Annotated in this window: 24 protein-coding genes; 15 read left to right on the plus strand and 9 right to left on the minus strand. The window is 64.8% G+C overall.

Translation table 11 applies throughout. The annotated features are described in order from the left end of the window. Window positions 1-8 precede the first annotated feature (8 nt). From xdhB to ACH196_RS27840, 3 genes are all read left to right on the plus strand, one after another. Window positions 9-2366 (plus strand): xanthine dehydrogenase molybdopterin binding subunit, encoded by a 2358-nt coding sequence (gene xdhB / locus ACH196_RS27830; RefSeq protein ID WP_396650096.1) that lies wholly within the window; start codon window positions 9-11, stop codon window positions 2364-2366. A 21-nt stretch (window positions 2367-2387) separates the two neighbouring features. Beyond that, complete coding sequence (xdhC, locus tag ACH196_RS27835; RefSeq protein WP_396650097.1) at window positions 2388-3368, plus strand: xanthine dehydrogenase accessory protein XdhC; 981 nt, start codon at window positions 2388-2390, stop codon at window positions 3366-3368. A gap of 239 nt (window positions 3369-3607) precedes the next feature. Beyond that, entirely contained in the window at window positions 3608-4375 is a 768-nt protein-coding gene (locus ACH196_RS27840) for a 3-ketoacyl-ACP reductase (RefSeq protein WP_396650098.1), read from the plus strand. 103 nt (window positions 4376-4478) lie between these two features. On the opposite strand, the gene ACH196_RS27845 is transcribed toward ACH196_RS27840, so the two are convergent. Genes ACH196_RS27845 through ACH196_RS27855 form a run of 3 tightly spaced genes read right to left on the minus strand, consistent with a single transcriptional unit; the run spans window position 4479 to window position 7247 of the window. Then, window positions 4479-5270 (minus strand): aldolase, encoded by a 792-nt coding sequence (locus ACH196_RS27845; RefSeq protein WP_396650099.1) that lies wholly within the window; start codon window positions 5268-5270, stop codon window positions 4479-4481. A gap of 41 nt (window positions 5271-5311) precedes the next feature. After that, a complete protein-coding gene (locus ACH196_RS27850) occupies window positions 5312-6205 on the minus strand; it encodes a dihydrodipicolinate synthase family protein (RefSeq protein ID WP_396650100.1) in 894 nt (297 codons plus the stop codon). A gap of 25 nt (window positions 6206-6230) precedes the next feature. Further along, the gene (locus tag ACH196_RS27855; protein ID WP_396650101.1) at window positions 6231-7247 is read right to left on the minus strand and encodes a dihydrodipicolinate synthase family protein; all 1017 of its coding nucleotides are present in this window, start codon (window positions 7245-7247) and stop codon (window positions 6231-6233) included. A gap of 176 nt (window positions 7248-7423) precedes the next feature. On the opposite strand from ACH196_RS27855, the gene dctP reads away from it, so the two are divergent. Genes dctP through ACH196_RS27880 form a run of 5 tightly spaced genes read left to right on the plus strand, consistent with a single transcriptional unit; the run spans window position 7424 to window position 12850 of the window. Beyond that, window positions 7424-8452: a TRAP transporter substrate-binding protein DctP gene (gene dctP / locus ACH196_RS27860; RefSeq protein ID WP_396650102.1), complete on the plus strand. Its 1029-nt coding sequence runs from the start codon at window positions 7424-7426 to the stop codon at window positions 8450-8452. 3 nt (window positions 8453-8455) lie between these two features. Next, window positions 8456-8971 carry a TRAP transporter small permease gene (locus ACH196_RS27865; protein ID WP_396650103.1) on the plus strand — a complete coding sequence of 172 codons (516 nt, stop codon included), beginning with the start codon at window positions 8456-8458 and terminating at the stop codon, window positions 8969-8971. Between the two features lie 7 nt (window positions 8972-8978). Then, complete coding sequence (locus ACH196_RS27870; protein ID WP_396650104.1) at window positions 8979-10289, plus strand: TRAP transporter large permease; 1311 nt, start codon at window positions 8979-8981, stop codon at window positions 10287-10289. A 47-nt stretch (window positions 10290-10336) separates the two neighbouring features. Beyond that, entirely contained in the window at window positions 10337-11806 is a 1470-nt protein-coding gene (aldA, locus tag ACH196_RS27875; protein ID WP_396650105.1) for an aldehyde dehydrogenase, read from the plus strand. A 33-nt stretch (window positions 11807-11839) separates the two neighbouring features. After that, complete coding sequence (locus tag ACH196_RS27880) at window positions 11840-12850, plus strand: hypothetical protein (protein WP_396650106.1); 1011 nt, start codon at window positions 11840-11842, stop codon at window positions 12848-12850. Here ACH196_RS27880 and ACH196_RS27885 read toward each other — a convergent pair whose 3' ends face one another. Genes ACH196_RS27885 through ACH196_RS27895 form a run of 3 tightly spaced genes read right to left on the minus strand, consistent with a single transcriptional unit; the run spans window position 12851 to window position 15331 of the window. Next, window positions 12851-13042, minus strand: a complete 192-nt coding sequence (locus ACH196_RS27885; protein ID WP_396650107.1) for a 4-oxalocrotonate tautomerase — start codon at window positions 13040-13042, stop codon at window positions 12851-12853. 20 nt (window positions 13043-13062) lie between these two features. Next, window positions 13063-14586 (minus strand): UxaA family hydrolase, encoded by a 1524-nt coding sequence (locus tag ACH196_RS27890; protein ID WP_396650132.1) that lies wholly within the window; start codon window positions 14584-14586, stop codon window positions 13063-13065. Between the two features lie 43 nt (window positions 14587-14629). Further along, complete coding sequence (locus tag ACH196_RS27895) at window positions 14630-15331, minus strand: GntR family transcriptional regulator (protein WP_396650108.1); 702 nt, start codon at window positions 15329-15331, stop codon at window positions 14630-14632. A 146-nt stretch (window positions 15332-15477) separates the two neighbouring features. On the opposite strand from ACH196_RS27895, the gene ACH196_RS27900 reads away from it, so the two are divergent. The 3 genes from ACH196_RS27900 (at window position 15478) to ACH196_RS27910 (ending at window position 20599) form a co-directional block, all read left to right on the plus strand. Then, the gene (locus tag ACH196_RS27900) at window positions 15478-17562 is read left to right on the plus strand and encodes a hydantoinase/oxoprolinase family protein (RefSeq protein ID WP_396650109.1); all 2085 of its coding nucleotides are present in this window, start codon (window positions 15478-15480) and stop codon (window positions 17560-17562) included. Further along, window positions 17559-19283, plus strand: a complete 1725-nt coding sequence (locus ACH196_RS27905) for a hydantoinase B/oxoprolinase family protein (protein ID WP_396650110.1) — start codon at window positions 17559-17561, stop codon at window positions 19281-19283. Before ACH196_RS27900 ends, ACH196_RS27905 begins: the two co-directional genes overlap by 4 nt. 236 nt (window positions 19284-19519) lie before the next feature. Beyond that, the gene (locus tag ACH196_RS27910) at window positions 19520-20599 is read left to right on the plus strand and encodes a tartrate dehydrogenase (protein WP_396650111.1); all 1080 of its coding nucleotides are present in this window, start codon (window positions 19520-19522) and stop codon (window positions 20597-20599) included. Window positions 20600-20626: 27 nt separating this feature from the next. Here the strand turns inward: ACH196_RS27910 and ACH196_RS27915 are convergent, their stop codons facing one another. After that, entirely contained in the window at window positions 20627-21163 is a 537-nt protein-coding gene (locus ACH196_RS27915; RefSeq protein ID WP_396650112.1) for a winged helix-turn-helix transcriptional regulator, read from the minus strand. A 125-nt stretch (window positions 21164-21288) separates the two neighbouring features. Between ACH196_RS27915 and ACH196_RS27920 the strand changes: the two genes are divergently transcribed. The 3 genes from ACH196_RS27920 to ACH196_RS27930 all read left to right on the plus strand — a co-directional run bounded on the left by ACH196_RS27920 (window position 21289) and on the right by ACH196_RS27930 (window position 23318). Further along, window positions 21289-21762 (plus strand): SRPBCC family protein, encoded by a 474-nt coding sequence (locus ACH196_RS27920; protein ID WP_396650113.1) that lies wholly within the window; start codon window positions 21289-21291, stop codon window positions 21760-21762. Window positions 21763-21863: 101 nt separating this feature from the next. Next, window positions 21864-22607: a DUF899 domain-containing protein gene (locus ACH196_RS27925; RefSeq protein ID WP_396650114.1), complete on the plus strand. Its 744-nt coding sequence runs from the start codon at window positions 21864-21866 to the stop codon at window positions 22605-22607. 33 nt (window positions 22608-22640) lie between these two features. Continuing rightward, window positions 22641-23318 (plus strand): glutathione S-transferase family protein, encoded by a 678-nt coding sequence (locus ACH196_RS27930; protein WP_396650115.1) that lies wholly within the window; start codon window positions 22641-22643, stop codon window positions 23316-23318. Window positions 23319-23430: 112 nt separating this feature from the next. Here the strand turns inward: ACH196_RS27930 and dps are convergent, their stop codons facing one another. Continuing rightward, window positions 23431-23913 (minus strand): DNA starvation/stationary phase protection protein Dps, encoded by a 483-nt coding sequence (dps, locus tag ACH196_RS27935; RefSeq protein ID WP_396650116.1) that lies wholly within the window; start codon window positions 23911-23913, stop codon window positions 23431-23433. Window positions 23914-24289: 376 nt separating this feature from the next. On the opposite strand from dps, the gene ACH196_RS27940 reads away from it, so the two are divergent. After that, entirely contained in the window at window positions 24290-25231 is a 942-nt protein-coding gene (locus tag ACH196_RS27940; RefSeq protein WP_396650117.1) for a hypothetical protein, read from the plus strand. 58 nt (window positions 25232-25289) lie between these two features. Here the strand turns inward: ACH196_RS27940 and ACH196_RS27945 are convergent, their stop codons facing one another. Continuing rightward, the gene (locus tag ACH196_RS27945; RefSeq protein ID WP_396650118.1) at window positions 25290-26210 is read right to left on the minus strand and encodes a LysR substrate-binding domain-containing protein; all 921 of its coding nucleotides are present in this window, start codon (window positions 26208-26210) and stop codon (window positions 25290-25292) included. Window positions 26211-26225: the final 15 nt, after the last annotated feature.

Consider the following 26225-nt stretch of genomic DNA (forward strand, 5'->3'; position numbering starts at 1 on the left):
GGTGTAGGATGACAAAACACACACCCAATCTCGCGGCCGCAAAAATCGTCGGCGCGGTGCATACCGACCAGCGGCACGACTCCGCGCACAAGCACGTCACGGGCGAGGCGGTCTATATTGACGACATGCCGGAGCCGGCAGGTACGCTGCATGGGGCGCTGGGGCTGTCGACCGTAGCGCATGGGACGATCCGTACGATCGACTTGTCGGCGGTGAGGCGCGCGCCTGGCGTGATCGATGTGCTGACCGCAGCCGATGTGCCAGGCGAAAACGACATCTCGCCGACCGGCCGCCATGACGAGCCGATCCTGGCCGAGGGCAAGGTGCAGTTTTTCGGCCAGCCGGTGTTCTGCGTGATCGCCGAGACACGCGAGCACGCCCGCCGCGCCTGTCGGCTGGCTAAGATCGAGTTTGATGAACTGCCGGCGGCTATCGATGTCTGGGATCTCGATCCGTTCAACGACAAGCTCGTGACTCCGCCGCTGACGTTGAAGCGCGGCGACGCCGCTGAGGCGATCGCCAAGGCGCCGCGCAAGATCAAGGGGCGGATGCGGGTCGGCGGGCAGGATCATTTTTATCTCGAAGGCCAGATATCCATGGCCATTCCCGGCGAGGATGGCGACGTTACCGTCTATTGCTCGACCCAGCATCCGAGCGAGGTGCAGCACATGGTGTCGCATGCGCTCGGCGTGCCGAGCCATGCGGTGACGGTCGAGATCCGGCGCATGGGCGGCGGTTTTGGCGGCAAGGAGACGCAGGGCAACCAGTTGGCCGCGTTGGCCGCGATTGGCGCGAAGCGGCTGAAGCGGGCCGTGAAAATCCGGCCCGACCGCGACGACGACATGATTGCGACCGGCAAGCGCCACGATTTCGTCATCGACTACGAGGCCGGGTTCGACGACGAGGGCAATATTTCCGGCGTGAACTACGTCTATGCGGCGCGCTGCGGCTTTTCCTCCGACCTTTCCGGTCCAGTGACTGACCGCGCGCTGTTCCACTGCGACAACGCCTATTTCTGGCCAGCCGTGCTGGCGAAATCGGCGCCGCTCTACACCAACACTGTGTCCAACACCGCCTTCCGCGGTTTCGGCGGGCCGCAAGGCATGGTCGGCGCGGAGCGCATCATCGACGAGGTGGCTTTCGCCGTCGGCAAGGACCCGCTGGAGATCCGCAAGCTGAATTTCTACGGCCGGAAGGGGGACAAGAGAGGCGACAGGAACGTCACGCCGTATCACCAGACGGTGGAGGACAACATCATCCACCGCATCGTCGCCGAACTGGAGGAGAGTTCGAACTATGCGCGGCGGCGGCGGGAGATTTCCGCCTTCAACGCCAACAGCCGCATCGTCAAGCGCGGGCTGGCGCTGACGCCGGTGAAATTCGGCATCTCGTTCACGGCCACCCACTATAACCAGGCGGGCGCGCTGGTGCATGTCTATACCGACGGTTCGGTGCATCTGAACCATGGCGGCACCGAGATGGGCCAAGGCCTCTACGTCAAGGTCGCGCAGGTGGTGGCCGAAGAATTCCAGATCGACATCGACCAGGTGAAGATCACCGCGACGACCACCGGCAAGGTGCCGAACACCTCGGCGACCGCCGCTTCCTCCGGCTCGGACTTGAACGGCATGGCGGCGCAGAACGCGGCGCGGCGGATCAAGCGGCGCCTGACCGATTTCGCGGCGGACAAATATTCCGTGCCGGTCGAGCAGGTCGAGTTCCTGCCCAATCGGGTGCGCGTCGGCAACCAGGAGATTCCGTTCGCCGACCTGGTCAAGCAGGCCTATTTCGCCCGCATCCAGCTTTCAGCGGCGGGTTTCTACAAGACGCCGAAAATCCACTGGAACCGCGACAAGGGGGAGGGACATCCCTTCTATTATTTCGCCTATGGCGCGTCGTGCTCGGAAGTCTCGGTCGACACGCTGACCGGCGAATATGTGGTCGAGCGCACCGATATCCTGCACGAGACCGGGCGGTCGCTGAACCGGGCGATCGACCTTGGTCAGATCGAAGGCGGATTCATCCAGGGGATGGGCTGGCTGACGACGGAGGAACTGTGGTGGGACGGCAAGGGCCGGCTTCGCACGCATGCGCCCTCGACCTACAAGATCCCGCTTGCCTCCGACCGGCCGAAGATTTTCAATGTGGCGCTTGCCGACTGGCCGGAAGCGCACGAGCCGACCATCCATCGCTCCAAGGCTGTGGGCGAGCCACCCTTCATGCTGGCCATGTCGGTGCTGCACGCGCTGTCGGATGCGGTGGCCAGTGTCGCCAATCACAGGATCTGTCCGCGACTCGACGCCCCGGCGACGCCCGAGCGCGTGCTGATGGCGATCGAGCGGCTGAAGGCCGAGGCGAAGGCATAGGAATTCTGGTATAGTACCATCATGGCATCGATCGCCAAAGACCTCCGCGCTTTCCTTGATGGGTCCACTACCGCCCTTGTCGAGGTCGCGTCCGCGAAAGGCTCCACGCCGCGCGAGAAGGGCGCGTGGATGCTGGTGTCGAGGACCGCGATCTTCGGCACGATCGGCGGTGGTCAACTGGAATATATGGCGATCGACAAGGCGCGGATGATGTTGCGGGAGCCTTTACCCTCCCCCTTGTGGGGAGGGTCGGCGAGCGGATTGAGCGAAGCGAAATTCGAGAGCCGGGGTGGGGGGCAGGGACAGAAGGCTACCCCCACCCCGGACCTTCGGTCCGACCCTCCCCACGGGGGGGAGGGTAAGGCGCTACTCTCCATCCCACTTGGCCCCGAGATTGGCCAATGCTGCGGGGGCCGAGTAGAAGTGTCGATCACACAGGTGGACGAGGGCGTAAAGGCGCACCTTCTGGCGACAGTGGAGTCCGAGGAGGCGCGACTGCCGCATGTCTATGTGTTTGGCGGTGGGCATGTCGGTCAGGCGCTGGCGTCGGCCTTTTCGCTGCTGCCGCTCAGGACGATCGTGGTGGAGAGCCGCGCCGACGCTCTGGAAGGCATGCCGGCCGGCATCGAGACGAGACTGACGCCGATGCCGGAGGAGATGGTGCGGATCGCGCCCGCCGGTTCGGCCTTCGTCGTGCTGACCCACGACCACGCACTGGACTTCCTGATTGCCGCCGAGGCGTTGGGACGGGATGACGCGGCCTATGTCGGCATGATCGGCTCGAAGACCAAGAAGGCGACCTTCCGGAACTGGTATCTGAAGACGGCCGGCGGGACGAATGCGTCGTTCGCGCGGCTGGTCTCGCCGATTGGCGGCGACGCGGTCAAGGACAAGCGGCCGGCGGTGATCGCCGCGCTGGCAGCGGCCGAGATCATGACTGTGCTGGCCAAGGCGTCGATGGATGGCGTTGCCGTCGCGGGGGCATCGTTGCAAAATACCTGACACGACGCAGCTTGGGTCCGCTTCCGTTCATACCTTGCATTGCCTTCCATGTGTTATCGCGAGTCGCGCCTCGCGCAGCATCGCCATCGTTTCCGCGACCGGCACAACTCGCTTTGCGCCAAGCTTGGGAGTCATTGGCCGGACCATCGAACGCGACGGTCCAAAGGAAATAAAGCGCGCCAGTCCTATGAAAAATCTCTAAGGAATGATTGTTAGCATTCAGCGAGAGGTGGCTGGGAATGGGTTTATCGCGCGTGGTTTTGGTGACCGGAGGATGCAGCGGCATCGGTCTGGCGACGGCTAGGGAACTGGCGCGCTCAGGGCTGGCGATAGGCGTTATGGACCGGACAGTGCCCGATGCGTCGGCGCTTGTCAGTGAACTGGTTTCGCTGGGGGCGCAGCGCGCCCATGTCGTGGCCGGCGACCTGGCCGACAGCGATGTGCATGACCGCGTGATCGACGAGATCGAGGCAGCACTTGGGCCGATCGACGTGCTGGTCAACAATGCCGGTGTGCCGGCGAGGGTGCGCGGCGACCTGCTGGAGGTAACGCCGGAAGCCTTCGACTTCATTCTCGGCATCAATTTGCGCGGGACGTTTTTCCTGACGCAGAAGGTCGCACGGCGGATGGTGGCGCAACCGGCCCGCGAAGGCCGCGCCATCGTCACCGTGTCGTCGGTGAGCGCAACCATGGCCTCGATCGAACGCGGCGACTACTGCCTGTCGAAAGCGGCGTTGCCCATGTTGGTGAAACTGTTCGCCCTGAGGCTGGCCGAGCACGGCATCGGCGTGTTCGAGGTGCGGCCCGGCATCATCCGCACGCCGATGACGGCCGGCGTCGCCGCGCGCTACGACGGGCGCATCGCCGACGGGCTGGTTCCGGCAAAACGCTGGGGCGAGGCGGAGGATGTCGCGCGCGCCATACGCATGCTGGCGGGGCAGGAGTTGTCCTTCGCGACCGGATCAGTGATCCACGCCGATGGTGGGCTGACCATCGAAAGGCTGTAGCCGCCGGCTTGCCTAAAGGATTCTCGAAACGAATGGCACCCGTATCAAAGGTCATTTGCCTTGGCCGCCGGTACAGAAGGTCAAGGCAAATAGCCGGCCGGTGTCAGTTCCTATAGCCGGGCTCCTCGGCGTCCAGTACCCGCTTGACGCTTTCGAGGTGAAGCCGGGCGGATTCGGGGTCGCCCTCGCGCATCTGGCGGTAGGCTGCCTCGGCGATCGCAGGGTCGATCGACAGCACCGGCCGGCCCGTTGACAGAGCCAGGCACTGAACCTGCGCGGCGCGCTCCAGGTAATAGAGATCGTCCCAGGCCTCGGCGATGGTCGGCCCGAGCACCATCACGCCATGATGTTTCATGAAGACGATGTCGGCATCTCCGACGCTGGCCGCGATGCGGTCGCCTTCGTGCTCGTCGAGCGCCAGTCCTCGATAGTCGCGATCGAAGGTGGTGCGGCCATAAAACTTCAGCGCCGTCTGGCCTGCGAAGATCAGCGGATCGCCTTCCGTCATCGCCAGCGCCGTCGCATAGGGCATGTGCGTGTGGAAGGCGACGCGGGCGCGCGGCACATTCTTGTGGATGCGCGCGTGGATGTAGAAGGCAGTCGCCTCCGGCTGGCCCTCGCCGGCCACCACGTGTCCGTTGAAATCGCAGATCAGCAGGCTGGAGGCCGTGATCTCGCGAAAAGCGTAGCCGTAGGGATTGACCAGGAACAGGTCGTCAAAGCCCGGCACAAGTGCGGAAAAATGGTTGCATATGCCTTCCTCCAGCCCCTGCCGCGCGGCGACGCGAAAGCAGGCGGCGAGGTCGATGCGCGCCTGCCGGATTTCCGGCGTGTCGAGGTCCAGCTGGTTGGCGCCGTGTCTGGTCGCGTCGGCCGCGGTGAAGGCGTGAGCCATTTTTTCTCCTTCCGATCCGGCGGCCGGTCTGCCCGACGATCTTAGGCGGCCGCGAGCTTGCGGATTGTCTCCTCGATGACCGCCACGACCGTTTCACGTTCGGCGCCTTCGAGCGGCAGGCGCGGCGGGCGCACCCATTCCGGCGCGCCATAGACCATCTGCTCCGCCATCTTGATGTACTGCACCAGCTTCACGTGGGTGTCGAGGTGGAAGGCCGGCGTCAGGATGCGGTAAAGCGCGCGCGCCTCGTCGTAGCGGTTGGCGCGGGCCAGTTCGAACAGGCGCACACATTCCTCCGGCCAGGCATTGGTCATGCCCGACACCCAGCCGGTCACGCCGAGCGCAACGCTTTCCAGGATGAGGTCGTCGACGCCGCAGAAGATGGAGAAGCGGTCGCCGCAGGCATTGTAGAGGTCGGTGACGCGGCGGATGTCGCCGGACTCCTCCTTGATGCAGACGATCGACGGGGTGTCCGCCAGAGCGCTGAGGATGGGTGGGGTTACGTCGACGCCATAGGCGATCGGGTTGTTGTAGATCATGATGGGCAGGCCGCAGCTTGCCGCCAGCCCCTTGTACCAGGTGATGGTCTCGCGCGGATCGCTCTTGTAGGCGATCGATGGGAACGCCATCAGCCCTTCGGCGCCGAGCTTTTCATAGTGGCGCGCGGACGCGGCGGCGGAGGCCGCCGACACTTCCGCCAGCCCGCTGAGCAGCGGTACGCGGCCGGCGACGACCTCCCTGGCGGCGCGGATGACGGTCTCGCGATCGGCCATCGACAGCGAGGCGTTCTCGCCCAGCATCGGCAGCACGATGACGCCGGAGACGCCGCCGGCGATCAGCCGGTCGATGCTCTTCTGCGTCCATGCGACGTCGACGGCGCCGTCGGCCGTGAGTTTCGTGGTCACCGCGGGGAAAACACCCGTCCATTTCGTCATCTTTTCGATTTCCTTGCTGTCCTGTTCACGAGGCCCGCCGCAGCGGCGTGACTTTTTGAACTTCGTCCGCGCCCGAGGAGGCGAATGTGCGCATGGGGGACGGCAGCGACGCGTCCCAGCGGAAAAAATCCTCCAGCATCCAGCGCCGCTCCGGGTGGGGCAGGGCGTTGATCGGCGGGATCATGCGGTTCCATCCTGCCTGGCCCGAGGCATGGGCGAGCACGGCCTTGATCGACGCCGCGAAGGACTGGCGCGACAGGACAAGGTCGCCCGAAGTGATCAGCGGAACCAGCTTGCGCCGGTCGAAGGCGGTCGGCGCCTCGAACATCGCGCGCATCAGGCGAGGCATGACATTGGCGAGGCCGCAGATGGTGCCGCGCGCACCGATCGCCAGCGCCCGCGGGACATGAATCTCGGTGCCGGTGTAGACGCCGAGGTGGCTGAAGGAGCGCACCAGCGTCTCGGTGAAGCCGAGGTCGCCGCCGCTGTCCTTGATGCCGGTGACGATGCCGGGAAATCCTTCGTCCAGCCTGCGGACCACGCGCGGCGTCAACGGCACGCCGCAAATGTCCGGAAAATGGTAGAGGCAGAGCCGCAGATCGTCGCGCGCTAGCCGGTCGATGACCGTCGCGTAGAACCGGTACGTGCCTTCCTCGGTGACGCCGGACCGGTAGACGCAGGGCGGCATCAACAGAATGCTGTCCACGCCGGCGGCGAGTGCGTGCCGGGCGAGTTCCACGATATCGGGAATGGCGAGCGCCGTCACCGAGACGATGAGCCTCTTTGCCGGGATGCCGGCGGCCAGCACTGCATCAAGCCCGGCCATGCGGTCGCGCACCGAGAATTCCGGACCCTCGCCCGTGGTGCCGAAGAGCGCGACGCCGTCGCAGCCCGCCTCCAGCAGCATCTTGCAATGCGCGGCCAGCAGCAGGGCGTCGGGCTGGAACGTGTCCGTCACCGGCGTCGCCGCCGCGACGGCCAGGCAGCGGGTCGCCGGCAAGGAACCGGAATGGGAGGCGGCAAGCCCGGAGGCCTGGGTCATGATGAATCTCGCAGGCGGCGGAAAGCAGGAAACAAAGCCGCGCCGTCAGAGAAAAATGATTGATTGCAAATTGTCAACATTCATCTTGACGCTTCGGAATGGCTGTGGAAGCATCATCGGGTAGGGGCGAGGCTCTCGGCCCGCGATAAGAAAATTGCACCGCAGAGGGAGACATCATGACGGAACAGAGGAGTTTCCGGCCCGGCCGGATAATCAGCCGCCGCGCACTGCTTGCAGGAGCCGCCGCCGGCGTGCTCGCAACGCCATTGCTGTCGCGGACCGCGTTTGCCGCCGGCAAGGTGATCCGCATCTCGACGCCCGGCTCGGCGGAGGAATGGCAGTCTAAAGGCCTGGTGAAGTTCAAGGAGGCGCTGGACCGCGACGCGCCCGGAATGTTCGACGTGCAGATCCACTTCAACGGCACGCTGTTCGGACAGGGCACCGAAGTCGAGGCCATGCAGCGCGGCAATCTCGAGGTGGGCATGATCTCGCCGCAGGACATCGCCGTGCTGATCCCGGAGTATTCGATCTTCACGACCGGCTACCTGATGCGCGACGCCGCGCATCTGGATGCGGTCTACGACGGCGACATCGGCGCCGAGTACAAGGCGCGCGTCGCCAAGGATATCGGCCTGCACATCGTCAAGAGTCAGTACCTCGGCAGCCGCCAGGTGATGCTGCGCGAGCCGAAGGACGTGAAGACGCCCGACGACCTCAAGGGTCTGAAGCTGCGTATGCCGGGCTCGGAAGCGTGGCAGTTCCTCGGCAACGCGCTGGGCGGCAACGCCACGCCGCTCGCCTTCGAGGAAATCTACCTTGCGCTGCAGACCGGCACGATCGACGGCCTGGAAAACCCGCTGACGGACATCATCTCCAGCAAGTTCTACGAGGTTGCCAAGCAGATCGTACTGACCAACCACCAGGTGTCGAACACCTTCTTCGCCATGCCGGTCGCGTTCTGGGACAGCCTCACGCCTGAAGAACAGGCGGCGGTCCTGGCGGCCGAGATCGAAGCCAAGAAGTTCAACGACGAGAATGTGCTCGCCGGTGAGAAGGATGCCGCCGCGTTCCTCGAAAGCAAGGGCGTCACCGTGTCGACGCCGGATGTCGACGCCTTCCGCGCCAAGGTGCTCGGCGCGTTCGAGAATTCCGATTTCGCCAAGTCCTGGCCGGCTGGCCTGCTCGACCGCATCAAGGCTGCCTGACGCATGGAGACGGCCGGCGCCGCAAAGGTTGAGGCGCCGGCGACGGGCTGGATGGGCCGCTGGAACCGCTCCGTGGAGCAGGTTTCCGCGGTCCTGTTCGCAGTGATGTTCGCCGGCTTCCTGATCCAGATCATCAGCCGTTACGTGCTGAACATGCCGGTGGCATGGTCACTGGAACTGTGTTCGATCGGCTATGTGTGGGTTGTGTTCTTCAGCGCCGGCATGCTGGTCAGCGAGCGGCGGCAGATCGTCTTCGACCTCATCTACCACGCGATCCCGCCCCGCAAACGGCGGGTCCTGGCGATCGTCAACACCGCCACGATGGGGCTGATCTTCCTGGCGGCGTTGCCCGGTGTGCTCGACTACGTGATCTTTCTCGGCAGACGCTCCTCGATGCTGCTCAAGATCCGGATGGATCTCGTCTATTCCTGCTTCGTCATCTTCATGCTGGCGGTGATCATCGGGTCTGCCATTCGCGTCTGGCGGCTTGCCGGCCGGCGCTGGGAAGAAAATCTCTGAGGCCGGCGTGAGCATTTCAGCCTGGATCATGTTCGCGCTGTTCTTTGTTTGGTCGTTCCTCGGCATGCCGATTGGCCACGCGATGCTGTGCGCGGCGATCGTCTACCTGTTCCTCACCGGGCAGGATATCGGGCTCGTCGCTTCGCAGAGTCTCAACGGCCTCTATTCCAGCTTCGTGCTGATGGCGGTGCCGCTGTTCATCTTCTCGGCTGAGATCATGAACGCCTCCCGGATCACCGACCGCCTGTTCGAGTTCGCCAACCTGCTCGTCGGGCGCTTCAAGGGTGGGCTGGCGCACGTCAACATCGTCGCCAGCGTCATCTTCTCCGGCATGAGCGGCAGCGCGCTCGCCGACGCAGCCGGACCGGGTAAGCTGGAAGTCGACATGATGGTGAAGGCCGGCTACTCGCCCGGCTTCGCTGCCGCGCTGAGTTCCACTTCCGCCATCATCGGACCGATCATCCCGCCGTCGATCCCGATGATCCTCTACGGCACCGTCACCAACACCTCGATCGGCTATCTGTTCATGGGCGGCGTGATCCCGGGGCTCCTGCTTGCCGGGGCGCAATCGCTGGTCGTCGTCTACCTGGCGCGCCGCCGCAATTTTCCGACCGAACCGCCTCCAACCATGAAGCGTGCCGTCAACGCCACGTTTACGGCGCTGCCGGCGCTGATGATCCCGGCGATCATGCTCGGCGGCATCTACAGCGGCGCCGTGACGCCGACCGAAGCCGCCGCGGTGTGCGCCGCGATCGGCCTCGTACTAGCCTTTCTCTGGTACCGCTCCTTCAGCCTTCCCGACTTCGTCGGCGTGCTGGTCGAATCTTCGCGCGCCACCGGAATTGTCGCCATCACCATCGCCGGCGCGCTTGTCATGAACTGGATCGTCGCTTCGGAACAGATTCCCGAACGTTTGGGGCTCTGGATGTCTGGCCTCGACCTGTCGCCAACCATGTTCCTGCTTATGGTGACGATCCTGTTCCTGATCCTCGGCGCCTTCCTCGACACGCTGCTGATGCTCTTGATCATCGTGCCGATCCTGATGCCGACCGTCATCCATCTCGGCATCGACCCGGTGCATTTCGGCGTGACCTCGGTCGTCAACATGATGATCGGCCTGGTGACGCCGCCGATGGGCGAACTGGTTTTCCTGATCGCCGGCGTGTCGGGCATCAAGGTGGCCGAGATCACCAAGGAATTGTGGATATTCCTGTTCGTGCTGATCGCGCTGCTGTTCGTTCTGGTGTTCGTGCCGGACATCACGCTGTGGCTGCCGGAGATGATGGGCTACGAGCGGCTCCGCCCCGTCGCCGGCTGACCGAAAACCTCAATCTCTCAACGAGAAAAAGATAGGAATACAATCGCATGCCGGCCATGAAGGAACTGGTGAAGGGCGTCGACCGCTACAAGCAATTCATCGGCGGGCAGTGGGTCGAATCCACCGTCAAGGAATGGATCGACGTCGAGAACCCAGCGACGGAGGCGGTCATCGCCTCCGTGCCGAATGGCGGCGCCGACGACGCCGACCGCGCGCTGGTGGCGGCGCGCGCGGCGCAACCGGGCTGGGAGGCGCTGCCGCCGGCGACGCGCGGCCAATATCTGAGGGACCTCGCCCGGCTGATCCTCGAAAACCGCGAACGGCTGGCGCGCATCGTAGTGGCCGAGCAGGGCAAGCCGAACCAAGAGGCGCGCGGCGAGATCGAGGGGGCGGCGCTTTACCTGACCTATGCGGCCGAAGAAGCGCGCCGCATCACCGGCGACATCATTCCCTCCGACATGCCGGACGAGCAAATCTGGATCCAGCGCGTCGCCCATGGCGTCGTGGTCGGGCTGACGGCCTGGAACTATCCGGCGGCGCTGATGTGCCGCAAGATGGGACCGGCGCTGATCGCCGGCAACACCGTCGTCATCAAGTCGCATGAAGGGACGCCGCTTTCGGCGCTCGAAATCGCGCAGCTATCGGTACAGGCGGATTTCCCGCCGGGCGTCGTTAACGTCGTCAGCGGCACCGGCGAGAATCTTGGCGCAGCACTTGTGCGCCATCCGATTCCGAGGCTGATCACGCTGACCGGCAGCGTGCGGGCCGGCAAGGAGATTTTCCGCAATGCCGCCGACGACCTGAAACTGCTCAGGCTGGAACTTGGTGGCAAGGCGCCCTTCGTCGTCGCCGAGGACGCCGATATCGGCGCGGCGGTGCGCGCCGCCGTGCTGTCGCGCTTCGAGAATTGCGGGCAGATCTGCATCTGCAACGAGCGCATGTATGTGCATCGCCGCGTCGCCGGCGAGTTCACCGAGCGCTTCGTCGCCGCCGTCGAGGCGCTGAAGGTCGGCGACCCAACGCTGCTGGTCGATGTCGGACCGAAATTCAGCAAGCCGGAACTGGAGAAGGTCGAGCGTATGGTGGCACGCGCCACCACCGATGGCGCCGAGGTGCTGACCGGCGGCGGGCGCATGGCCGGCGAGGAATTTTCCAAGGGTCACTGGTTCCAGCCGACCGTGCTTTCGGTGGACGACAACCAGATGGCGATCATGCAGGACGAGGTTTTTGGGCCGGTCGTGCCGATCATGCAGGTCGATGATTTCGACGAGGGGCTGCGGCTCGCCAACGAGTCGCGTTACGGCCTGTCGGCTTACGTCTTCACCAAGGATATGCGCCGAATGATGCGGCTGGTGCGCGAGCTGAAATTCGGCGAGATTTACGTCAACCGGCCGGGCGGCGACGCGGTCCACGCCCACCACGCCGGCATTCGCGACAGCGGCATCGGCGGCGAGGACGGAAAATATGGCCTGGACGCCTATTTCCAGAAGAAGACGATCTACGTCAATTACGCCTGACGCGGGTCGCCGTCGCGTTCAAGGAGCGTTTTCGTGTTGAACCTGGCAAGGCGCCTCGGTCTGCTCGATCCGCCGGGGCAGCCGCACGACCGCCGTCCGGCCGTCGTGCTGCACGGCGATGCAGCGTCGGTCGAGCGTGCCTGGCCGGACGTAGACGCGCTGCTGCGCGACCGGTCGGATTTTCGGCTGATCCTTGCCGTGCCGCGCGGCGACCTGGAGGCGGTACGCCGCCGTTTCAGCCATGAACTTGTTATCGAAGGGCCGCCCGACGGAAGGTTTGCGGACCGGTTCTGGCGCCGCTGGCGGGTGGCGAAATTTCTGGACGCCGCCGCGCCGGAAGCAGTGAGGCGAGGGTGGGCGCGTGATCTCGGGTCGCCGGTGGAATCCACACGCGGGAAGAAAATACGCCGGCAAAGCATCTTGGAGAAACTTATCTGCGTTCCGGAGATCGGCAGCGTTGAAACGCTTCGAACGCGGCTTGGCACGCCTGAGACGATCGTCTGCCTCGGCAACGGCCCCACGTCCGAACGCCCGGAGCTGATAACCTACCGCGACGCGACGCTCTTCCGTGTCAACTGGACCTGGGCTGCGCGTGGCGTGATGACTAATCCCGACGCCGTCTTCACCGCCGATCCCGATGTGCCGCCCAGGGGATCGAAGGCGATCCTGGTCTTTCCGAGATCGGAGGGCGGACGGATCGTGTTGTGTCAGCATCTTTTTGCCGGCCGCCGCGCCAAGAATGGTTTTGTGATGCTCGATCGGCTGGAGCCGGCCATAGCCGATTTCGGCGCCAGGGAAATCCCGACGAACGGCGCGCTGATGATCGCCGTTGCGGCGGCCCTGCAGCCGCGCCGCCTGGTCATCGCCGGCATGGACCTCTATCGCCATCCGGAAGGCCGCTATCCCGGCGCGCAAGCGGTGAATGGTTATGCACGTGGCCACAGCGCGCGCTGCGACCTCGCGCTGATCGAAGGCGCGCTGGCCGGCTATAAGGGCGAAACGGTGATCCTCAGCCCGAACCTGCGCGCCGCGCTGGGGCGCTGATCAGCTTTTCGGATCGCTTGCGAGTTTTCCAGCCACGGCCCATTCGTCGCGGCGGACCTCCGAGAACACGACGTTGACGGCCTCAGGCGTGCAGCGAAGGATGCGCGCCGTCTCGCGGGTCACGACCTCGGCGAATTCGCGCCTCTGCTCGACGCTGCGGCCTTCCAACAATTCGACGCGGATGATCGGCATGATGTCCTCTCGGTTCGATTTCAGAGCCAGGCATTGACGTGCCACGGCGCGAATTCGTCCTCGCCGTAGCCCAGCAACTCGCTTTTGGTCGGCGCGCCTGACGCCGTGGCGAGCATTGCGCGGAAAATGCGCTCGCCCATCTCGTCGACGCTTGCCATGCCGTCGAGAATCTCGCCGCAGTTGACGTCCATGTCTTCTTCCATGCGCCGGTACATGGCGGAGTTGGTGGCGAGTTTCAGCGAGGGGGCCGGCTTGCAGCCGAAGCAGGAGCCGCGGCCTGTGGTGAAGCAGATGAGATTGGCGCCGCCGGCCACCTGCCCGGTCGCCGAGATCGGGTCGAAGCCGGGCGAATCCATGAAGATCAGGCCAGGGCCGCGCGCCTCAGCGGCATAGGCGATGACGTCGACGAGATTGGTGGTTCCGCCCTTGGCCACCGCGCCGAGGGATTTTTCGAGGATCGTCGTCAGGCCGCCCGCCTTGTTGCCGGGCGAAGGGTTGTTGTCGAGGCCCTGCGGTTCGTCGCGGGTATGCTCCTCCCACCAGTCGAGCAGGCCGACCAGTTTTTCGCCCGCCCCGCGGCTGGCGGCGCGTTCCAAGAGCAGGTTTTCCGCGCCATAGATCTCCGGCGTCTCCGAAAGAATCGCCGTGCCGCCGCAGGCAACCAGCCGGTCGACCGCCGCGCCCAGCGCCGGATTGGCTGTGATCCCGGAAAAGCTGTCCGAGCCGCCGCATTGCAGCCCGACCGTCAGTGCGCTCGCCGGAACGGGTTCGCGCACCGCCTTCGACGCCTGCTCCAGCATTTCCTCGACCGCGCGGATGCCAGCGGCGACGCTGGAGCGTGTGCCGCCGACCTCCTGCATCACGAGCGTACGCATGGCCGGGCCTTCGACAAGGCCTTCGTCGCGCATCAGCGCCTTGATCTGGTTGTCCTCGCAGCCGAGGCCGACGAGCAGCGTTCCGGCGACATTGGGATGGCGCGCATAGCCGCCGAGAGTCCGCCGCAGCATGCCCATGGAACGGCCGCCCTCGGAGACGCTGCAGCCCGACTTGTGGGTGAGCGCGACCACGCCGTCGACGCCGGGGAAATCGGCGAGTACCGCCGGGTTGCGGAAATGGTCGGCGATCATGCGCGCTACCAGCGACGAGCAGTTCACCGAGGTCAGCACGGCGACGTAGTTGCGGGTGCCGACACGGCCGTCCGACCGCCGAAAACCGTCGAAGGTCGGCACCTCGCTTGCCGGCAGAAAGGGCGTGTTGCTGAGGCGCGTGCCGATCTCGCGCTCCGCCAGTGACACTTCGAAACCGAGATTGTGCACATGCACATGCGCGCCGGCATCGATCGCCGCCGTCGCCAGGCCGATCGGCTGGCCGAGGCGGTGTAGCGGCGCACCGGCGGAAAGCGCTTGTAGTGCGACCTTGTGGCCGAACGGGATCGGCTCGCGGGCGACTGTCGCAAACGGCGCCAGCCGCTCGCCGGCGGCGATGTCGCGCATGGCGATGGCCACCTCGTCGCCGGCCCGCAATTGCAACGCCACGTTCTGCATGTCGTTCACTTTCCCATGCGCGGGTCCGGCTGGGCCGTCGCGGCTATGCGCGTTCCGGCTCCGCAACCTCGCTGCGGGTGCCCCGGTGCAGCAGTTCGGTCAGCGCCTTGACCTCGGCCTCGTTGTGGCTGCGCGCCAGAAACTCGGCGCGGTCGGCGTCGCCGCTGATCACCGCCTCGATCAGCGCCTCGTGCTCGTCGATCAGATGGTCATAGTCCTTCGGCAGGAAACCCGACTGCACCATGTGGAAGCGCACCTGGTGAAGGATCAGCCGATGCTGGTCGGCCAGCCGTCCGTGGCGGGCGGCGGCGATGATCGCGGCATGAAGATCGAAGTCGATGTCGGTGGCGTCCTGGAACCGTCCCTCGCGGATCGCCCGCAGAAGCTCGCCGCCGATGGTGCGCAGTTTTGCACCTTCTTCCTTGCCGAGGCTCATCGCCGCAAGCCGTGCGCCCAACCCCTCGAGTACGCCGCGCAGCGTGTAGATCTCCCAGGCGTCCGCGGCTGAGGTGCCGGACACTTCCCAGCGCGTGAAGGCGACCTGCCGCACAAGCCCCTCGCCGGCAAGCTGCGCCAGCGCCGAGCGCACTGTGCCGCGGCTGACTTCCAGTTCCTCGGAGAGCTGGGTTTCCAGCAGGCGGCTGTTGGCGGGCAGGACGCCGGCAAGAATGTGGGAACGGATATGATCGGCGGCGCGGCGATCGAGCAGGCGTTTTTCGGTCTTCAGGCTTGCGAGTCTGGTCATGAGGCCTCGTACCGGCATCTTTCCGTTGGAGATAAGCTGCCCGTTCGAAGCACGCAAGCAAAATTGCTGACAATCAAGAATCGCCCCTTGTGTTCGGGGCGTGCCGATGCAGAATGTCAGCATTCAGCAATCGAGGATTGGAAAGCATGCCGGGTGTCCGCATCGGGGTCGACATCGGCGGCACGTTCACCGACCTCGTGCTGATCGCGGAAAATCGTCCGGCGGTGTTCCTCAAGGTCTCATCGACGCCGGCTCGCCCGGAAGAGGCAGTGGTCAGCGGCGTTCGCGCCATCCTTGCCGAGGCCGGCTACGACCCCGTTGACGTTTCCGAAGTGCTGCACGGCACGACCGTGGGTTCCAACACGCTGCTGCAAAAGGCCGGTGCTCGTTGCGGCCTCATCACCACGAAGGGTTTTCGCGACGTGCTGGAGATCGGGCGGGTTCGTACGCCCGGCATGTTCGATCTCTCCTGGCGCAAACCGGAGCCGCTGATCCGCCGACGCTGGCGGGTCGAGGTCGACGAGCGAACTGCCTCCGACGGGACAATTCTCATGCCGCTCGATCCGGCGCAGGCAATCGAAGCCGCGCGGTTTCTCGTTGGCGAGGGGATCGAATCGATCGCCATCTGCTTCCTGAATTCCTACGCAAATCCGGCGAACGAACGCGCCGCCGCCGAGGCGGTCGCCGGGGCTTTTCCGGAATGCAGCGTCAGCGCCTCGGTCGCGGTGCTGCCCTCCATGGGGGAATACGAGCGCTGCTCCACAGTCGCGGTGAACGCCTATGTGCTGCCGGTGCTGCGCGGCTACATCGCGCGCCTGGAGGACGCGTTGGCCGCGCTGGGTATCCGCGCGCCGCTGCTGATCGGCAATTCGAATGGCGGCCTGTCGACGGTCGCGCTTGCCCGGTCGAAGCCGGTGTTCTTCATCAGTTCGGGGCGGTCGTCCGGCGCGGTCGGCGCGGCGCGCCTCGGCGCCAGTATCGGTCAGGGCGACCTCATCGCCTTCGACATGGGTGGCACCACCGCCTCGGCGACCCTGATCGCCGGCGGTGAAGTCAGCCGCACCCACGAATACGAATTCCGGGACGGCATCTCGACGCCCAGCCGCTTCATCAAGGCCGGCGGCTATCTCATGCGCGTGCCGACTGTCGACGTTGCCGAAGTGGGCAGCGGCGCCGGGTCGATTGCGGTGCTCGACGAGGGCGGGCTGCTGCGGGTAGGGCCGGTCTCGGCCGGCGCGGTGCCAGGGCCGGCCTGTTACGGTCTTGGCGGCGAACGCCCTACGGTGACGGACGCCAATGTCGTGCTGGGGCTGTTGCCGGCGGCGCTCGGCGGCGGGGCGCTGATGCTCGACGTCGAGGCCGCGCGACAGGCGATCGACACGCATATAGCGAGGCCGCTCGGCATATCGGTGGAAGCGGCGGCGCAGGGCATCCGCGACGTCGCCAACACCAACATGGCGCGCGCCATCCGGGCTGTGACCGTGGAGCGCGGCGTCGATCCGCGCGATTTCACGTTGCTTGCCTTCGGCGGTTCGGGGCCGGTTCATGCCTGCGATCTTGCGGCCATGCTCGGCATCCGCCGCATCCTGTTCCCTGTCGCGCCGGGCGTGTTCACGGCGGCTGGCATGCTCGCCGGTCGGCTGGAGCATCATTTCACGCGTGCCCTGCCGGGCCGTCTCGACGATCTGGACCCTGGCGTGTTGCATGAGGCGGTGGAAGGCCTCGGCAGGCAAGCGGAGGATGCTTTCCGCGCCGACGGCTATGCCGGCGCGGCCCTGCATCATGACTTCACCGTCGAACTGCGCTTCCAGGGGCAGGAGGCGGTGGTCGCCGTTCCCCTGCCAGCCGAGGTGAGCGCCGCCGCGTTGCGAGAGGACTTCCTGTCGCGCTACAAGACGATCTACGGCTACGCGTCGAAGGATGCGATCGAGACCGCAGCGGTTCGGCTGGCGACATCGCTGGCCGAAGGCGCCGTGCTGGATTTCGCAGCCATGCGAAGCCCGGACGCCGGAGCGCTGGCTGCAAGCTCCCGCCGCCATGCCTATTTCGGCAGTAGTCTGGGATGGCTGGATGCCGTGGTCATGCAAAGAGGCGCCTTCGCGGGGGCGATGCGTGGCCCGCTCATCCTTGAAAGCCGCGACTCGACGGTCGTCATTCCACCGTCCGCAAGCGTCGAGGTCGACGCGGCAGGCAACCTCATCGCGACCCTGTCGGCGGAGGACCGCGCATGAGCGATTCATACGATCCGATCACCTTCGCGGTGATCAAGAACGCGCTCGACACCATCGTCGACGATATGGCCTACGCGGTGATGCGCACGGCGCGCTCGCCGATCGTCCGCGACGTGCTCGATTATTCCGTCACGCTTTGCGACCGACAGGGCCGCATCCTGTCGCAGGCGAAAACCGTCGCGCTGCATCTCGGCGCCGTGCCGGACGCGATGGAGGTGGTGCGCGAACGTTTTGCCGAAAGCCTTTCGCCCGGCGACGTCATCGTGCTCAATGATCCCTATGCCGGCGGCATGCACCTGCCCGACATCTTCATGTTCAAGCCGGTGTTCCGGGCCGACCGGCTGTGCGGCTTCGCCGTGGTGATCGCCCATCATTGCGATGTCGGCGGCCGTGTTCCCGGTTCCAACGCCAGCGACTCCACAGAGATTTTTCAGGAGGGGCTGCGTATCCCGCCGACAAAACTGTTCGACCGGGGCGAGCCGAACGAGACGCTGCTGTCGCTGATCCGTGCGAACGTCCGGCTCCCCGATCTGGTGATCGGCGACCTCGACGCCCAGCACGCCACGTGCATGCTGGGCGAGCGCGATCTGCTGCGGCTATTCGACCGTTATGGTGAGGCCGAACTCGAACTCTATTTCGACCGGCTGATGGATTACGGCGAGGCGCTGACGCGCAAGGCGATCGCATCGTGGCCCGACGGCGTCTATCATTTCGCCGACTACATCGACGGCGACGGTTTTTCGCCCGATCCGATCGCCATCAAATGCGCGCTGGCGGTCAAGGGCGACCATGTGCATGTCGATTTCGCCGGCTCCTCACCCCAGGTGCGTGGCGCGATCAATTCCACCTTCTCCTTCGTCAAATCCGCCACCTATCTGACCATCCGCTGCGCGCTTGACCGCGAGGTGCCCAACAATGCCGGCGTGTATCGCTGTATCAGCATCAGCGCGCCGGAGGGATCGATCCTCAACCCGCGCATGCCGGCGCCGGTCGCCGCCCGCGCATTGACCGGCTACCGTGTGGTCGACACGGTGATGGGGGCGCTGGCGCAGGTGGCGCCTCAAAAGGTGATGGCGGCGGGCGAGGGCGGCAACACGGTCGTCGCCATTGGCGGCTACAATGCCGATCGTACGCCTTTCATCCTCGTCGACATGATCAATGGCGCGTGGGGCGGACGCCACGACCAGGACGGCATCGAGGGCGTGACCAACCCGTCGCAGAACATGTCCAACCTGCCTGTGGAGACGCTGGAGGCCCGTTATCCGATCCGGGTGGAGACTTATGGCTTTCGTGACGATTCCGGCGGGGCGGGGGAATTCCGCGGCGGGCTCGGCCTTGTGCGATCGTATCGGCTTCTCGCTGAACGGGCCGTGCTGCAACTCCGAGCCGACCGCACGGGACACCAGCCCTATGGGCTGTTCGGCGGTGGGCCGGGCGCGCCGTCGCGCAATTTCATCAAAAAGGACGGCAAGGTGTCGCCCTTGTCCGGCAAGGTGACGCTCGACATTGGGGCCGGCACGTTGGTGCTGCACGAGCAGGCGGCAGGCGGTGGATATGGCGATCCGCTCAAACGATCGATCGACAGGATTCGCAAGGATCTGGACGACGGCAAGGTGTCGCGCGACAGCGCCGAGCAAACCTACGGCGTCGTTTTCCGGGACGACGGAATCGACGAGGCTGAGACGGTGCGCAATCGCGAAAGGCTGCTGGCGTCGAAGTGACGGACCTGCCGCGCCGGTGGCGCCGAACGGGTCAGAGCGCCAGCGTGCTGCTCCTCGGTGGCGACGTATCGGCTGAATCTTCGGGATAGTGCTTCTATCCTGGCACAGAGGCAAAGCGTCTCCCGCGTCGGCACGGGAACGCCGAAGCAGTAGCCCGCCTTGGGCGTTGACCCCGCGCCGCTCTCCAATCAGGGTGAGCGCCACCTCAACCCTCAAGGGCAAGCGGCATCACGATCATGAACACACGTAAGACCAACGCCTACCGGATCGCGGTCATCGCCGGCGACGGGATCGGCAGGGAGACGGTGCCCGAGGGCCTGCGTGTGCTCGAAGCGGCGTCGCGGCGGTTCGGTTTCGAACTCAAGCTCGACACGTTCGATTTTGCCTCGTGCGACTACTACGAGCGCCACGGAAAAATGCTGCCCGACGACTGGAAGGAGCAGATCGGCTCGCACGACGCCATCTTTTTCGGCGCGGTCGGCTGGCCTTCGCGTGTGCCCGACCACATCTCTCTGTGGGGTTCGCTGATCCAGTTCCGGCGCGAGTTCGACCAGTATGTCAACCTGCGGCCTTGCCGGCTGATGCCCGGCGTTCCCTCGCCGCTTGCCGGCCGCAAGCCCGGCGATATCGACTTCTACGTGGTGCGCGAGAACACCGAGGGAGAATATTCATCGATCGGCGGGCGCATCTTCCCGGGCACGGAGCGCGAGGTCGTGGTGCAGGAAACGGTGATGACGCGGATCGGCGTCGACCGCATCCTGAAATTCGCCTTCGAACTCGCCGCGACCCGCAAGGGCCACCTGACGTCGGCCACCAAATCGAACGGCATCTCCATCACCATGCCCTATTGGGACGAACGCGTCGAAGCGGTGGCGCGGAACTATCCCGAGGTCAAATGGGACAAATACCACATCGACATCCTGACCGCGCATTTCGTGCAGCATCCGGACTGGTTCGACGTCGTCGTCGCCTCCAACCTGTTTGGCGACATCCTTTCCGATCTCGGTCCAGCCTGCACCGGCACGATTGCCATCGCGCCTTCGGGCAACATCAATCCCGAACGCACATTCCCCTCCATGTTCGAGCCGGTGCACGGCTCCGCGCCGGATATTGCCGGGCTCGGCATCGCCAATCCGGTCGGCCAGATCTGGTCGGCGGCGATGATGCTCGACCATCTCGGCGAGCCGACCGCGGCGGCGGCGATCGTCAGGGGTATCGAGCGGACGTTGTCGGAGCCGGCGACCCGTACTCGCGATCTCGGCGGCCGCGCCTCGACGGTGGAATGCGGCAAGGCCGTCGCCGAGGCGGTCGAGTAGCAGGGAACGGAATGGCCGGCTGCGGGATCAAGCCGGCGGGAGAGGCGAGCCGCCACCGCCCTTGCGCGCCATCACCTCTTCATAGGCTTTCCGCAACTGCATCCAGACCGGAATCTCGTCCGGATCGGCGTTGTCCTGTTCGCCGAGATGCGCGCGGCGCAGCTCGCGCATGAACTGGTTCCACATTTTCGGGCCGCCTTGATCGAGCAGGATGGCGCGGATCGACAGTTCCTCGCTCACCGGCAGCCATTTCGAGCCCCAGGCGCCGATCTGCGCGAAGACCGGCACGAGTTCGATGGAACGTCCGGTCAGGCTGTAGATCGCCTTCTGCTTGTGGCTGGGGTCGTCGGCGCGGGTCAGCATGCCCTGCTCGACCAGTTTCTTGAGCCTGTCGGCGAGGATGTTGGAGGCGATGCCTTCCTGCGAATGGGTCAGCAGCTCGCGAAAATGGCGGCGGTTGCCGAACATCATGTCGCGCAGGATCAGCAGACTCCATTTGTCGCCGAGAATCTCCACCGTCAGGTTGATGGGGCACCCCGAGCGGTGGTCCGAAACCGCATCCATACATTTCTCCGAAAAACCAGTTGCAATATGCCATCGGTTTGGCTAATTTGCAACTGCTTGCATATTGCAACTAGTTAATTCGGCCGATAACTTTGAGAGCATGGCCGTTTGCGAGGAGAAAAGTCATGACCAAACATTCCGTCGAACACGCAAAATTCCGCATCGAGCGCCGTTACGATTTTTCGCCGGCGGTCGTTTTCAAGGCGTTTTCGGATCCGGCGCACAAGCGCAAATGGTTCGTCGACGGCGAAGGATGGACGACCGACAGTTATGAGAGCGATTTCCGCGTCGGCGGTTTTGAACGCAGCCGCTTCCGGTTTGGCGGGGGATCGCAGATGGGCAACGACACGGTCTTCATGGACATCGTGCCGGACACCCGGATCGTCTTCGCCTATTCCATGCTGCTCGGCGATACGCCGTTCTCCGCATCGCTGGCGACGATCGAGTTTCTGGCGGAAGGCGATGGCACGAAACTTGTCTACACCGAGCAGGCCGCCTTTCTGGACGGCAAGGACCAGGTGAAGGACCGTGAGGAGGGGTGCCGCTGGCTGTTCGAGGCGCTCGCCACCTATCTGGACGGCACGGCGCAACGGAAGTGAACCGTTCGGCGTTTCGGATGTCGGAACCGCCCCCGCCCCACCGTCCTTGATTTGCAGCGTCCGCGCCCGATCGGCGGACGCCGGACAAGAAGGAGAAAATCATGGCACTTCCCGAAATCGTATCGCAGGAGGAATGGACAGCGGCGCGCAAGGCGTTGCTAGACAGGGAAAAGGAGATGACGCGCGCCCGCGACCAGCTCAGCGTCGCCCGCCGCGAACTGCCGATGGTCAAGGTCGAAAAGGACTATGTGTTCGACGGGCCGGACGGCAAGGCGACGCTCCTCGACCTGTTCGAGGGCCGACGCCAGTTGATCATCGTGCATTTCATGTTTGACCCTGACTGGGAAAAGGGCTGCCAGGGCTGCACCGGAAGCGCCGACGAGATTTCCGACGGGCTGATCCGCCATCTCCATGCCCGCGCCACCTCGCTCGCGCATGTATCGCGCGCGCCGCTGGCCAAGCTGGAGTGCTACAGAGAAGAGCGCGGCTGGACCTTCCCCTGGTATTCGTCGTTCGGTTCGGACTTCAACTACGATTTCCAGGCGACGATCGACCCGAAGCGCGGCGCGGATACCTACAATTACAAGACCATCGCCGAGCACGAGAAAGCCGGCACCGGCTATTATTTCGAAGGGTCGAAGTCGACCGAGCAGCCCGGCCGCAGCGTCTTCCTGCGCGATGGCAGCACCATCTATCATACCTATTCGAACTACGGCCGCGGCGCGGAAATGGTCGGCGGCGGCTATTACTGGCTCGACCTGACGCCGCTCGGACGACAGGAAGAATGGGAGGAGCCGAAGGGCCGCGTTGCCTTCGCCAATCCGTCAACACCGTTCTTCGAGTAGGTTCCGGGAGTCATAATCGGGAGGCAGCCTACGGTGCTGAAGCTCTATTACCATCCGCTGGCGTCGTTCTGCCACAAGGTGCTGATCCCGCTCTACGAGAACGGGACCGGCTTCGAGCCGATTATCGTCGATTTCGGCAATCCCGATTCGGCGGCTGCCTTCAGGGCGGTCTGGCCGATGGCCAAGATGCCGGTACTGGTCGACGCGGAGCGCGGCGCCACGGTGGCCGAGTCGACCATCGTCATCGAATATCTCGACGCGTTTCATCCGGGGCCCGTGCGGTTCGTGCCGGACGACGCCGACGCGGCGTGGCGCGTGCGCTTCTGGGACCGGTTCTTCGACCACTATGTGCATGAGCCGATGCAGAGGATTGTGGCCGACGAGTTGCGGCCGCAGGGCAAGCGCGACCCGTTCGGCGTCGAGCAGGCGAAGGCCAGCCTCGTTGAGGCCTATGGCCATCTCGAGAGCGAACTTGGCGAGAAGACATGGATCGCCGGCGAGGATTTTTCACTGGGCGACTGCGCGGCAGCGCCGGCGCTGATGTACGGGCATACGCTGGTGCCGATCGGCAAGAACCAGAAGCGGCTGAGGGCCTATTACGGCCGATTGTTGACCCGGCCGTCTATCGCGCGGGTGTTCAGCGAAGCGGAGCCATATTTCCGCTTCTTCCCGCTGCCTGACAAACCGGTGCTGACGCCGCCCGACGTTTGAATGGCTTCAGTGGCAAGGATTCCGATGATCGACTTTTCGGCAGGACGTTTCCTGTCGAAATGTCGGTCACCGGAGGTCTGGAAGCCTGAGCGTATGAAATCCTGCAATGATTTCAGGCGCTTTCCTGCATATGCGCCTCCAGGAACCACAGCGACTTGTCGAGGGCGCGCGAATAGGCGGTAAATATGTCGGCGGTGTCGGCGTCACCGACGTCGCTGGCCTCCTCGATGGCGGCGCGCACCCGCTTGGCCGTCGCGGCATAGCGGTCGATCAGTGCGGCGAGGTGATCCTTGATCTTATGGATGTCGGTAGGATAGGCCGCCAGGGGCGTCTCGGCGGCGACCACCTGCGAAGTGCCAAGCGCCGTGCCGCCGAGTTGCACGGCGCGTTCAGCGATGGTGTCGACGTGGCCGTCCAGTTCGGTGCGAAAACCGTCCAGCATCTCGTGGATGGCAATGAATTGCGGCCCCTTGACGTTCCAATGCGCCTGCTTGGTGATCAGCGCGAGGTCGATGGCCTCGGCGAGGCGGGCATTCAAGATCTCGATCGAAGTCTTCCTGACATTGGATTTCAGGTCGTTGTGGGTCGATATCATTTTGGGGTCCCTCAAAGCGGTTAGACGGAGACAGTCGGCTTTGCCGGCCGGATATTCAACCGGTCATACGGCCGTGTCCATAACGCGGTTGCATGACGGAAGTTCACTTGCCCGTCAAAAGTGCCGCGGATCCTATGCCGGCGCCACCTGCAGGTTCGCCCGCACGGTAAGGCACGCCGGCAAAACCGTATTGTGGCGGAACTTTGTTCTTCCTTGCCTGTTTGCCTTCCACTGCGAAATGCACAAGGAGGCTTTCACATGCATGGCATCATTTATCTGGTCGGTCTCGTCGTCATCGTCCTCGCGATCCTGTCGCTGTTCGGTCTTCGCTGACCCGTTCGCACCCGCAAACAGGCAACTTATCGGAGAAACGACCATGGCAATCGCCGAAAACCTTACAACCGCAACGACGGCCGTCGTCGCCGACGACCGGAGCTATGTCGACTGGCCCGCAATCCTGGCCGGAACTCTGCTGGCGACGGCCGTATCGTTCGTGCTGCTGACCTTCGGCTCGGCGCTCGGCCTGTCGCTCACTTCGGCCTATGAAGGCGAGGGGCTGTCGATCATGGGCTTTGCCATAGCCGCGGCGCTGTGGCTACTCTGGGTGCAGATTTCGAGCTTCTTCGCCGGTGGTTATCTCGCGGGCCGGCTGCGCCGACGCTTCGGCGACGCCAGCGAGGATGAATCCGATCTGCGCGACGGCGCGCATGGCCTTACGGTCTGGGCGTTAGGTGTGCTGATCAGTGCCTTCATCGCCTATTCCGGCATAAGCGGCGTTGTCTCGACCGCGACTTCGGCCGTATCTGCTGCGGGAGGCGCCGCGGCCACCGTGGCCGCAGGTGCAGCCGGCGCCGCCGGGGAGGCGCTCGATCAGAACGAACTGATGCTCGACAGGTTGCTGCGGCCAGGCGCAGCGCAGCCGGGCGCCGCTGCCCCAGCGCCCGACAGCGCCGCGGCGGAGCGGGGTGGGTCAGGCGAGGATCGCGGCGGGCTTACCCGCATCCTGCTGTCCACCATCGCCGACGGGCAGATGAACGAGGCCGACCGCCAATATCTGGAATCGACGGTCGCCGAACGTGCCGGAATCCCGCCGGAAGAAGCCAAGCAGCGTGTCGACCAACTGGTTCAGCAGGCCGCCGAGCTGGAGGCCAAAGCCCGCGCCGCCGCCGACCATGCCCGCCGACTGACGATGCTTGCCGCCTTCATCACGGCGGCGTCGCTCCTGATCAGTGGTGTCGCGGCCTATTATGCAGCCACGCTCGGCGGCAACCACCGCGACAAACAGACTTTTGTCGTGGGCTGGAGCCGGCCCTGGTAGGCCACCCGTCCGGCAACGAAGCTTCGGCCCGCATCTCGCGCCATAGGCGGGATGCGGGCTATTTTCCGGTCAGAATATCCCGGATCAGCCGTTGGCAGCGCTCGGCCATGAAGTCGAGCAGCAGGCGCACCTTCGGATCCTGCAGCTTCTTGTGCGGATAGACGGCAGCCAATTGAACCGGCGTGGGCGGGTAGTCGGGAAGAATCACCTTCAGTCGCTGGTCGCGGATGAAGGGCTCGATCTCGAAGCGGGGCTTGTTGAGGATGCCGCGGTCCGACAGCGCCCAGCCGGTCAGCACATCGCCGTCGTCCGAATCGAAGGGACCGTGGACTTCGTATTTGTGCGGGCCGGCGGGCGTCGCCAGCGTCCAAAAGTGCTCGCGCATGCCGGGAAAGCGCAGCATCAGGCAGTCGTGGCCGTCGTCGATGAGCTGCTGCGGCTCCGTCGGCTCGCCGCGCGCCTCGAGATATTTCGGCGAGGCGACCAGCACCCGCTCGCATTCCATGATGCCGCGCATGCGCAGGCTGGAATCCTCTAGCAGGCCCAGCCGGAAGGCGACGTCGATGCCCTCCTTCATGATGTCGACATTGTGGTCCGACAGCCTCAGCCGTACCTCGATCTGCGGATAGCGGTCGCGGAATTCGGGGATGCCGGAAGCGATGAAGCGGCGGCCGAAGCCGAGCGGCGCGGTGATGCGGATTGTGCCGCGCGGCTGGCCTGACAGCGCGCTGACGGCGGCTTCAGCCTCGGCGATGGCGTCGAGCACGCGCTTGGCGCCGTCGTAGAATACGGTGCCCTGCTCGGTCGGCATCAATTGCCGCGTGGTGCGGTTGAACAGCCGCACGCCGAGATGTTTTTCCAGTTCCTTGATGCGGTTGGAAGCTACGGCCGGCGAGACGCGCAGGTCGCGGCCGGCGGCCGACAGGTTGCCGAGTTCGACGACGCGGACGAAGACTGTAAGGTTGTCCAGATAGGCCATGCCGGCTCCCACCCT

It is taken from the genome of Mesorhizobium sp. IMUNJ 23232, from assembly GCF_044326205.1.
In the GTDB taxonomy this organism is placed as follows: Bacteria; Pseudomonadota; Alphaproteobacteria; order Rhizobiales; family Rhizobiaceae; genus Kumtagia.

What these genes read in the sequence shown, in the direction of transcription:
- xdhB (WP_396650096.1), top strand. Translation starts at nt 9, where the DNA reads ATGACAAAACACACACCCAATCTCGCGGCCGCAAAAATCGTCGGCGCG.
- xdhC (WP_396650097.1), top strand. Translation starts at nt 2,388, where the DNA reads ATGGCATCGATCGCCAAAGACCTCCGCGCTTTCCTTGATGGGTCCACT.
- ACH196_RS27840 (WP_396650098.1), top strand. Translation starts at nt 3,608, where the DNA reads ATGGGTTTATCGCGCGTGGTTTTGGTGACCGGAGGATGCAGCGGCATC.
- ACH196_RS27845 (WP_396650099.1), bottom strand. Translation starts at nt 5,270, where the DNA reads ATGGCTCACGCCTTCACCGCGGCCGACGCGACCAGACACGGCGCCAAC.
- ACH196_RS27850 (WP_396650100.1), bottom strand. Translation starts at nt 6,205, where the DNA reads ATGACGAAATGGACGGGTGTTTTCCCCGCGGTGACCACGAAACTCACG.
- ACH196_RS27855 (WP_396650101.1), bottom strand. Translation starts at nt 7,247, where the DNA reads ATGACCCAGGCCTCCGGGCTTGCCGCCTCCCATTCCGGTTCCTTGCCG.
- dctP (WP_396650102.1), top strand. Translation starts at nt 7,424, where the DNA reads ATGACGGAACAGAGGAGTTTCCGGCCCGGCCGGATAATCAGCCGCCGC.
- ACH196_RS27865 (WP_396650103.1), top strand. Translation starts at nt 8,456, where the DNA reads ATGGAGACGGCCGGCGCCGCAAAGGTTGAGGCGCCGGCGACGGGCTGG.
- aldA (WP_396650105.1), top strand. Translation starts at nt 10,337, where the DNA reads ATGCCGGCCATGAAGGAACTGGTGAAGGGCGTCGACCGCTACAAGCAA.
- ACH196_RS27885 (WP_396650107.1), bottom strand. Translation starts at nt 13,042, where the DNA reads ATGCCGATCATCCGCGTCGAATTGTTGGAAGGCCGCAGCGTCGAGCAG.
- ACH196_RS27890 (WP_396650132.1), bottom strand. Translation starts at nt 14,586, where the DNA reads ATGCAGAACGTGGCGTTGCAATTGCGGGCCGGCGACGAGGTGGCCATC.
- ACH196_RS27895 (WP_396650108.1), bottom strand. Translation starts at nt 15,331, where the DNA reads ATGACCAGACTCGCAAGCCTGAAGACCGAAAAACGCCTGCTCGATCGC.
- ACH196_RS27900 (WP_396650109.1), top strand. Translation starts at nt 15,478, where the DNA reads ATGCCGGGTGTCCGCATCGGGGTCGACATCGGCGGCACGTTCACCGAC.
- ACH196_RS27905 (WP_396650110.1), top strand. Translation starts at nt 17,559, where the DNA reads ATGAGCGATTCATACGATCCGATCACCTTCGCGGTGATCAAGAACGCG.
- ACH196_RS27910 (WP_396650111.1), top strand. Translation starts at nt 19,520, where the DNA reads ATGAACACACGTAAGACCAACGCCTACCGGATCGCGGTCATCGCCGGC.
- ACH196_RS27915 (WP_396650112.1), bottom strand. Translation starts at nt 21,163, where the DNA reads ATGGATGCGGTTTCGGACCACCGCTCGGGGTGCCCCATCAACCTGACG.
- ACH196_RS27920 (WP_396650113.1), top strand. Translation starts at nt 21,289, where the DNA reads ATGACCAAACATTCCGTCGAACACGCAAAATTCCGCATCGAGCGCCGT.
- ACH196_RS27925 (WP_396650114.1), top strand. Translation starts at nt 21,864, where the DNA reads ATGGCACTTCCCGAAATCGTATCGCAGGAGGAATGGACAGCGGCGCGC.
- dps (WP_396650116.1), bottom strand. Translation starts at nt 23,913, where the DNA reads ATGATATCGACCCACAACGACCTGAAATCCAATGTCAGGAAGACTTCG.
- ACH196_RS27940 (WP_396650117.1), top strand. Translation starts at nt 24,290, where the DNA reads ATGGCAATCGCCGAAAACCTTACAACCGCAACGACGGCCGTCGTCGCC.
- ACH196_RS27945 (WP_396650118.1), bottom strand. Translation starts at nt 26,210, where the DNA reads ATGGCCTATCTGGACAACCTTACAGTCTTCGTCCGCGTCGTCGAACTC.